Source organism: Bacillus sp. JJ1127 (assembly GCF_036965845.1).
GTDB lineage: Bacteria > Bacillota > Bacilli > Bacillales > Bacillaceae_G > Bacillus_A.
In genome coordinates, this window is sequence record NZ_JBALQK010000231.1 from 1 (window position 1) to 9465 (window position 9465).

General features: G+C 37.1%; 8 protein-coding genes. 5 read left to right on the plus strand and 3 right to left on the minus strand.

The window, feature by feature from the left end:
* The first annotated feature begins 263 nt into the window (after positions 1-263).
* Positions 264-1622: a VWA domain-containing protein gene (locus V7183_RS20620; RefSeq protein WP_335360665.1), complete on the plus strand. Its 1359-nt coding sequence runs from the start codon at positions 264-266 to the stop codon at positions 1620-1622.
* A gap of 85 nt (positions 1623-1707) precedes the next feature.
* Here V7183_RS20620 and V7183_RS20625 read toward each other — a convergent pair whose 3' ends face one another.
* Entirely contained in the window at positions 1708-1848 is a 141-nt protein-coding gene (locus tag V7183_RS20625; RefSeq protein WP_097899701.1) for a YflJ family protein, read from the minus strand.
* Between the two features lie 158 nt (positions 1849-2006).
* Between V7183_RS20625 and V7183_RS20630 the strand changes: the two genes are divergently transcribed.
* Positions 2007-2366, plus strand: coding sequence for a hypothetical protein (locus V7183_RS20630; protein ID WP_335360666.1), 360 nt, complete (start codon positions 2007-2009; stop codon positions 2364-2366).
* A gap of 26 nt (positions 2367-2392) precedes the next feature.
* On the opposite strand, the gene V7183_RS20635 is transcribed toward V7183_RS20630, so the two are convergent.
* Both V7183_RS20635 and V7183_RS20640 read right to left on the minus strand, forming a co-directional pair.
* Entirely contained in the window at positions 2393-2578 is a 186-nt protein-coding gene (locus tag V7183_RS20635; protein WP_335360667.1) for a YhzD family protein, read from the minus strand.
* Positions 2579-2850: 272 nt separating this feature from the next.
* Positions 2851-3408, minus strand: a complete 558-nt coding sequence (locus tag V7183_RS20640) for a class I SAM-dependent methyltransferase (protein ID WP_335360668.1) — start codon at positions 3406-3408, stop codon at positions 2851-2853.
* Positions 3409-3725: 317 nt separating this feature from the next.
* On the opposite strand from V7183_RS20640, the gene V7183_RS20645 reads away from it, so the two are divergent.
* The 3 genes from V7183_RS20645 to yhaM are packed head-to-tail and all read left to right on the plus strand — an operon-like array spanning position 3726 to position 8880.
* Entirely contained in the window at positions 3726-4970 is a 1245-nt protein-coding gene (locus V7183_RS20645; RefSeq protein WP_335360669.1) for a metallophosphoesterase family protein, read from the plus strand.
* Positions 4967-7894, plus strand: coding sequence for an ATP-binding protein (locus V7183_RS20650; protein WP_335360670.1), 2928 nt, complete (start codon positions 4967-4969; stop codon positions 7892-7894). Before V7183_RS20645 ends, V7183_RS20650 begins: the two co-directional genes overlap by 4 nt.
* Before the next feature lie 41 nt (positions 7895-7935).
* Entirely contained in the window at positions 7936-8880 is a 945-nt protein-coding gene (gene yhaM / locus V7183_RS20655; RefSeq protein ID WP_335360671.1) for a 3'-5' exoribonuclease YhaM, read from the plus strand.
* Positions 8881-9465: the final 585 nt, after the last annotated feature.

Sequence of the window (9465 nt, forward strand, 5' to 3'; positions counted from 1 at the left end):
TTCATTTTTCGACATCTAAATTCTTGCTATGTGGAATAAAAAGTAACCTACACTCGTTTACTCTTTCCGTTTTTACTTCGCATGTGGCAGAAAAAGGCCCTGACGCTATGCATAGCCAGATCCTCTCTCTCACTTAAAAAGAGGGGGTTTATGTCGGTTTTTTAATTGCTGTATATATATTCATATCATTAAGATTCCACTTTTCCCTTTTCTTGTAGTATTGTAAGCTATTATATATAGATGAATAAAAAGGGGATACGTATATGAAGTCCTTAATTAGAGGGGAAAAGGTCAAGTTATCAGATTACACTTCATGTAAAGAATTACAAGTTGAGATTTCGATACAATCTAGCTTAGAAATTGATATTACTTGTTTTGGATTAAATGCAGACAAGAAAATAGTGGATGATCGATTTGTCGTTTTTTATAATCAATTACAATCTCCAAATAGAGAAATGTGTCTTACATCACATGGTAATGGATACAGCAATTTTTTAATCGATTTATCACATGTTCCGCTTTCTACTGTTCAGAATTTAGTGTTCACAGCAACAATTGATAACAATGGAACAATGGCTATGGTTTCTTCAGGATACATGCTAGTGAAAGCAAATGGACAGCCAATCCTAAAATACGAATTTACAGGAAATCAGTTTGAAAATGAAAAAGCGATCATTATTTCAGAAATTTACTATAAGTCAATGTGGAGACTTTCTGCTGTTGGACAAGGATTTAATGGCGGGTTAGCTGCATTACTAGAGCATTTTGGTGGTGAGGTTGCGGATAAGCAAGAAGTACAAAATACCATAAATCAACAGATGCCTACTCCAATCGTAAATAGTAAAAAGGTTTTACTAGAGAAAAAAATGGCCAAGCAGGCTCCGAAATTACTCGATCTTTCTAAAAAGGCGAAGATTTCTTTGGAAAAGGTTGGGTTGCAAAATCATGAAGCAAAAGTGGCCCTTTGTTTAGATATTTCTGGTTCCATGTATGATTTGTATAGATCTGGAAAGATTCAAGAATTCGCTGAAAGGATATTAGCGCTTGGAACTAGGTTTGATGATGATGGTTCAATCGATATCTTTTTGTTCGGACAATATGCTCATGATGCTGGTGAATTAACGATTGATAATTTTGATGGTTTTGTTAATCGGATGATTCATCGCTATCCACTTGAGGGCGCTACCTATTATTCCGATGTTATGAAAATGGTTAGGGAACATTACTTTGGTTTCGCTCAAAGACGCAGGGAGCCATTATCCGAGGAAACTCCTGTATATGTTATGTTCTTAACAGACGGCGCAGCCTTTGATGAAACCCGTACGATTGGTGAAATAGAAAGCTCCTCATATGAGCCTATTTTCTGGAAGTTTATGGCGATAGGTGAATCGAATTATGATGTCTATGGTAACTATCAAAACGTTGGCAATTTTGGTTTTTTAGAAGAGTTGGATAACCTAACAGGGCGCTTCATTGATAATGCAAATTTCTTTCATGTAGCAGATCCTGCCGGAATACCTGATAATCAGCTATATGATTTGCTTATGACCGAATATCCAGGCTGGGTTAAACTTGCTAGATCTAAAGGATTGATCTTACAAAAAATAGGAAGCAGAATGTAGTGAATTTGCTTTTTATTACTTTAGACGATCTGCAGAATACGGTAAATAAAAAAGCTCCTTCAGCCTAAGAAGGAGCTTCTTTAAATTAAGCAGATTGTCTCTTCGCTTTTTCAAGCAAACTAGCCAACACATGCGTACGATAAGATTCTAGTTTTCTGCCTTCGTAGTAACGAATACCTAATTTTTTTAATTCGCTTACATACCAACCTTTGCTTCCGAAATACATATAATCTCTCCCCTTCATGTTTGGTGTAGTTTATTTGTTCTGATTGTTACTTGGAGGTACGGGAAATAGGCGAAGAAAATGAATTTCGTGTGAAAATGGTTAACTTCGGTGCAAAAGACATATATACTAAAGGTAGTATATAACGAGGTGGAAAAGACGTGATTATAGAGAAGCACGAAATTCAAATTGACCAAATTACGAGCGGAAAGGTGAATATATTTACTTTCTACCGAAATAAAAAGCAAATTGACGATCCGTTTTTAAAATTGCAAGAACCATCGCTTACGGCAAACTACTTTTTCCATTTTCATTTGGATGCAGAAAGCCTTAGTCTTCTGCAGGAAGAGTTCCAGGGCGTATATCCGTACGACGGGAATGGAACCATTCACGACTGGACGGAAAAGATGAAAGATGAGCTAACGCGCCAAATTCAAGCTGGAGAGTGGAATCGGCGCGTGCGTCTTGGAAATCGCATTCTAGATGTGGTATTTACGTGGTGTGATGAAGATATGGAATGAAAAAGAAGCGGATGACGCTTCTTTTTTTAGCGCTGGAATAAAACAAGCTTTCCTGCTGAAGATGTGCAGCGATGTGTTTTTTCATACAATCCTTTTTCTCGTAAAATAGATTCACCCTTTGATTTCGCTTCTGTTTCTGTTGCGGCCTCGAATGATTCGTCTAATGCTTTTGAACCATCTTTTTCAAAGACTGTTAGAACGTATGCTCCCATGAAAAATCCCCTCCAAATTAAAATCAGAATCTTATAACTATTTTGTCATAAAACGATAGAATATGCAAAGAAATATGTGACATGATTGGTAATAAGTAAGATGGCTTTTGTATCTATTTTATTTTTGAAGAGGAAAGAGGGGCTATGATTTCATTCTAATTAATTTGTATATATATCGTTTCTTTTTATTTTCTTTCTCGGTATTAAATGGTACAAATAATGGATACATTTCGCTTTAATATGTAAGGAGAGGGAGGTGAATCCCCGTTTCCTTACATACAGCAAGTAAACACAAAGGCTGGTGGGATATTCCAGTTTGTTTTTTTAATTTCAATATTTGTAAAGAAAGATCGGAAAAATTGTTGTTTAAGACGTGTATATTGGAAAGTAATAAATTTTCCATTCTCTCCTAACAGTTCTTTTGTTACTTGTAATATCTTTTGAGAAGTATCCAGGGATAAACTGGTAAAGGGTAATCCTGAAACAATATAATCGACTTGAGGAATTTTATATTGCTGAATATATTTTTCCGTATATTCGGCAGAGTCATGAATAATGTACACATTTTTCATGTCTGCATATTTATTTTGAAGGATATCGTAAAATTGTTTATTGCTCTCAATGATTAGCAATAATGTGTCATTATGTTTATGTTGAATGAGCTGCTTTGTAAACACTCCGGTTCCTGGTCCATACTCAATAATGCATTTTGCTTGTCCAAAATTAATAGGAGATATCATTTGTTTTGCAAGTTGCTTAGAACTTGACAAGATTGCTCCTACAGTTCTTGGGTGTTTTATATATTCGCTTAAAAAATGTAGTATATGCATCGTTTTCTTCCTCTTTCCTTGTAGGATACAAGGTATACTCTACTAAAAAAACATTAAAATACGATGAGAACAATATAAGATATTCTTAATGTCCTCCTAAATACAAAAGAAAATCATCCGAAAAATAACTTTCATGTTTTTTACTTTTAAAAGAACTTTATTATGTTTTAAACATCTTTTTTATTTTTTTACACCGTCAGAGTAAAGAATCAGAATGTTGTAGCTACTACGTCCAAAAACGAGCAATTATGCAAAAGAAATATGTGATACATCGTGCTAAAATAAAACTAAGTATGACGGAGAAAGGGCGTTACATTGTGAAAGAAGTAAAGTTTATTCATGCGGCCGATTTACATTTAGATAGTCCGTTTAAAGGGATGGAAATGAATGTGCCAGCATCTGTTTGGGAAAGAATGAAGCAAAGTACGTTTCAGTCGTTTGAACGTATTATCGATAAAGCCATTCAAGAGCGTGTTGATTTTGTACTGCTTGCAGGGGATTTATATGATGCGGAAACGAGAAGTTTGCGTGCGCAGGTGTTTGTGAGGGAGCAGATGAAAAGGCTTGCGCAGTATGAGATTCCTGTGTATATGATTCATGGCAATCACGATCATTTAGGCGGAAGCTGGGCGGCAATTGAGTTTCCAGAGAATGTTCATGTGTTTACAGAGCCATATGTAGAAGAGAAGTCATTTTACAAAGATGGTGAACTTCTTGCATCGATTTATGGATTTAGTTACTTACAGCAAGCCGTAACCGATAATATGACGGCGCAGTATGCAAAAATGAGCGACGCGCCTTTTCATATTGGGATGCTTCACGGAAGTGTGGAAGGCGGCGATGCGGAGCATAATCGTTATGCACCGTTTCAAATTCGTGAGCTGAAAGAAAAACAGTTTGATTACTGGGCTCTTGGCCATATACATAAGCGCGAAATTTTAGCAGAAGAACCATATATTGTTTACCCAGGGAATATACAAGGGCGTCATCGAAAGGAAACGGGAGAGAAAGGAGCGTACCTTGTTGAGATAACAGAGCAAGGTACGAATTGTTCCTTTTTCGGTGTGGCGGATGTTATTTGGGGAGAAATAGAAATTCGTATCGATGAACTAGAAAACGTTGATGATCTTATGACAGCTTGTACGGAAGCGATCAATGAGCGGCGCAAAGCTGAGGAAGGAACGTTTTTGACAGTTTTGTTTACAGGGCAAGGACCGTTGTCTCCTTATTTACGTGATGAAAAGCGAGTGGAAGAGATTTTTCATATTTTAGCAGCGGGGGAAGAGCGAAGAGATTTTGTGTATGTCATCAAGTGGAAGAATGAGACGATTTCATTTGCGGAAATCGAGCGGTTAAAAGAGGAGAATCATTTTGTTGGTAATGTCCTGCAAGAGTTAGAATCATTTACGAATATGGATGCGGTGCTTCGAACGATTTGGTCATCTCCTGTTGCCCGTAATGTCATTGAGTCTTTTTCAGAAGAGGAGAAAGCAGAGATTCAAAAGGAAGCAGAAAATATTATATTAGAGCAATTATTCCAGCAAGAGAGGGATAAAAAATGAGAATTGAAAAACTCCATATTTATGGCTATGGAAAATTAGAAAATGTGGAAATAGATCTTTCATTGCTGACGGTGTTGTATGGTGAAAATGAAGCGGGGAAATCGACGATTCGTTCATTTATGAAGAGTATTTTATTCGGATTTCCTACGAGAGGACAAAAGCGTTATGAACCGAAAGAAGGCGGGAAATATGGCGGTGCGATAACGGTGATGACGAAGCAGTATGGACGCCTGAAAATCGAGCGTCTTCCGAAAACAGCTGCTGGGGAAGTAACGGTTTACTTTGAAGATGGAACAACAGGCGGCGAAGAAGTTTTACAAGATATCGTAAGCGGGATGAATGAGAGCTTGTTTGATTCTATCTTTTCATTTGATATGCATGGTTTGCAAAATATTCATCAGCTCGGTGAAGCGGATATTGGCAATTATTTATTTTCAGCAAGTGCAGTTGGAAGTGATGCATTATTACAGTTAGATAAAAAGCTGGAAAAAGAAATGGACCAGCGCTTTAAACCGAATGGCCGTAAGCCTGAAATTAATGTATCACTGCAAGAAATGAAGAAGCTTCAGGAGAAACTTAGCGAGTGGCAAGGAAAGATTGGTACGTATGAAAAACAAGTGAAGCAGCTAAAGGAAAGCGAAGAGCGGCTTCTTCATATTCGCACTGAAAAAGAGCTGGCAGAGCAGCGAAAGCAAGACTATGAAATTTTATCGGCGCTTGAGCCTCTTGTAATTGAAAAACGAGCTTATGAAAAGTTATTAGAAGAGCAGGAAGGACATTTTCCTGTTCGAGGTGCAGCGCGTTATGAAACGATAAAAGCAAAGATTGAACCGCTTGGTGTCCAGCTAGATACGCTTCAGAAAAAGATGGAGATAGTGCAACCGGAAGTGGATGCGCTTGAAATAGAAGAAGCGCTTCTGCAAAAAGAAAGCTATGTAGAAGAACTTCGCATGCAGCATATGTCATATGAAAATGCGCGTCAAGAAATGCGTGATATTACTGGAAGTATTGGTAATATAAAAGACGAAATAGAAGAATTGCAGCATCAAATTGGTACTCGTTTTGAAAAAGAAAGTGTTCTGTCCTTTGATACAAGCCTTGCGGTAAAAGAATTGATTACGCAAACTGTGCAAAAAGCAAGGGAGTTAGAAACGCGAAAAGAACAGCTGGATGACCGTTTTAAAGCAGCCCAAGAGCAATTAGAAGAACAAGAAGAGAATATAAGGCACATTCAAAAACAAATGTTATCAGATGAAGAAAGACAGGCATTTGCCGAAAAGGAAAAAACGTTTCAAGATAAGGGCTTTGTTGGTACAGGTGTTGAGCGGATTCAGCATAAATATGAAGAAAGAACGAAAGCCGCGCAGCAAAAGAAAAAGCGTTGGCAGAGAATTTGTCTTCTTTTGTTACTTATGAATACAGGGATTTTGCTGACGAGTTTATTTTTAGATAACCGCGCTTTGTTATTTACAAGTGTTATCGTTTTTGTTCTCATTGTACTGTCGCTTGTTTTGTATAAAGATTCTTCTACTGATGGTTTGCAAGCGGAACTGCTTACATTACAGCAGAGCGCTGGAGGACGTCAAAGCGAAGAGGCACTGTCCATTCGCTATCAATTAGAAAAAGATGAAGAGATGCGCAAAGTATTTGAGCGAGAGTCTTATAAATTGCAGCAGATGGAAAGAAGTTATGATAAAGTTGTTTCGGCATATGAAGAATGGGAGAGAGATACGTTTCGTATAGCGGAGCGCGTAGATGTATACAAGGGGCAATATTTATTTCCAAGCTTTTATACACATGCACACGTATTATCGGCGTTTGAACGTATTGAAAAAATACAGCAATTATATCGTGAATTAGGGAAACAATTAGAGCGAAAAGATGCATTATATGAAATGATTTCTCAGTTTGAACATAAACTAGAGAATGTTATGAAAGATACAGGCTTTGATACCCTTCATATGATTCGTGATCGCATTCAGCAGGAAAAAGAAAAGAGACAGCTATATAAGCAGTTGCAGGAAAAGCTTGCTGAGTGGCAGGAAGAATATGAATTATTACAGCACCAAATGAAGCAGCTTCTGTTAGAAAGAGATGGACTATGGAAAATGGCAGGAGTTTTGGATGAAGAAATGTTTTTAGAAGCAGGGGTGCAGGCTGAAAAGCGTGAAGATGCAGAGAAACAAGTGCAGCGCTTATTACCGCAGATTGATATGCTAGAGCAGCGTTTAACAAGATTATCATTAGCTGAGAACTATCAGGCAGAAGGCTATGAAGAGAAGCTGAAGCAAGAAGCGCAGCGTATACAAGGTTTTCTCTCTAAAGAGAAGGAACTAACTGAGCGTATCGCGGAGCACCGCGTAGAAATTGCGAATTTAGAAGAAGGTAGTACGTACGGTGATTTACTACATGAATGGGAAATGAAAAAATCGCATGTGCGCGAACAAGTGAAAAAGTGGGCAGCGTATGCAGCGGCAAAAACGGTGCTAACAAAAACGAAGCAATATTACCATGAAGTACAACTGCCGCGTATTTTACAAAAATCGGAAGAGTATTTTGTATACTTAACAGGTGAGAAGTACAGTAAGATTTTTTCACCGTCAGAAACAGAGCCATTTATCGTTGAACGCAGCGATGGTATTCGTTTTTACAGTCATGAGCTAAGTCAGGCGACAGCGGAGCAGTTGTATTTATCACTAAGATTTGCACTTGCTCATACGTTTGAGCATAATTATCCCTTTATTATTGATGATAGCTTTGTGCATTTTGATGCAATAAGAACAGAACGAACAACCCAGCTAATTAAAGAGATTGCGAAGGATAGACAGGTTATCTTCTTTACATGTCATGCGCATTTATTATCGTTCTTTACAGAAAAACAGATGATAAAATTACCGCGTGGACATAAAGAAAATCAGGTGTAGTGTGCTATACTAAAAGTACTTAAGTTGGTGGAGGAATCAGGATGAAAAAGAAAATTGCAGAGTATGAAGTTGGTGAACAAGTCGATATCTTCTTGTTAATTAAGACAGCGACAAAAGGAATCGCGAGTAATGGGAAGCCGTTTTTAACAGTAATCTTACAGGACCAGAGCGGCGATATTGAAGCGAAGCTATGGGACGTATCACCAGAAGTGGAGAAGCAATATGTAGCAGAAACGATTGTGAAAGTAGCTGGGGATATCCAAAATTATAAAGGACGCATTCAACTGCGTGTGAAACAAATTCGTGTTGCGAATGCGAATGAAGTGACAGATATCTCAGACTTTGTAGAAAAAGCACCAGTGAAAAAAGAAGATATGGTGGAAAAGATTACACAGTACATATTTGAAATGAGAAACTCGAACATTCAGCGTTTGACAAGACACTTATTAAATAAACATCAAAATGAATTTTTAGATTATCCAGCAGCAACGAAAAATCATCATGAGTTCGTATCAGGACTTGCTTACCACGTTGTATCCATGCTTGATTTAGCGAAAGCAATTTCTACGCTGTATCCATCTTTAGACAAAGATTTACTGTATGCAGGTGTTATTTTACATGACCTTGGTAAAGTAATCGAATTGTCTGGCCCAATTTCAACAACGTATACGTTAGAAGGAAATCTGCTTGGTCATATTTCCATCATGGTAAACGAAATTGGAAAAGCGGCAGATGAGTTAAAAATTGAAGGCGAAGAAGTATTAATTCTTCAGCACATCGTTTTATCTCATCATGGAAAAGCGGAATGGGGTAGTCCAAAACCACCATTAGTAAAAGAAGCAGAAATTCTGCATTACATCGATAATTTAGATGCGAAGATGAACATGATGGATCGTGCCCTTGGACGCACAAAACCAGGTGAATACACAGAGCGTGTCTTTGCGCTTGATAATCGTTCATTCTATAAGCCTTCTTTTCATAACTAAATAAAATCTTATAAGGCAAGTGGTTTTAGTGTATAGCTGAGATCACTTGCCTTTGTTATTTTTAAAAATCATTGTAATGATTGATAGATGTACGGACATATTGTTTGGAAAATAAAGACTATCGTATCGCAACCCACGATTTCAATTATATAAATGCATGTTAATTTTTCGACATCCAAGTTGCTGCTATGCAGAATACAACATGACCTCTTTGTTCACATAACGTTCAATTGTTTTGTGTAACCAAATATTATATAATTATAATAAAATTGGAAAAAATGAGCTATTATAACATAACTCCTGAGAAATTAGGAGTTTTTGCTATATAACTATCATGATTTGAAAATACAATAGGAATTTACGAATTAAAAATGATAACAACATTCCACATATTCAGCGTTGTCGTATAGTTCATTTGGATAATTTCCTATATTACTGAATTTACATATGAATTTTATATAAATCCATTTTAATGTTTCGACATCTAAATCCCTGCTATGCAGAATAAAAAGTAACCTACACTCGTTTGCTCATTCTGTTTTTACTTCGCATGAGGCAGAAAAAGGCCCTGCCCGCTTTAAAATG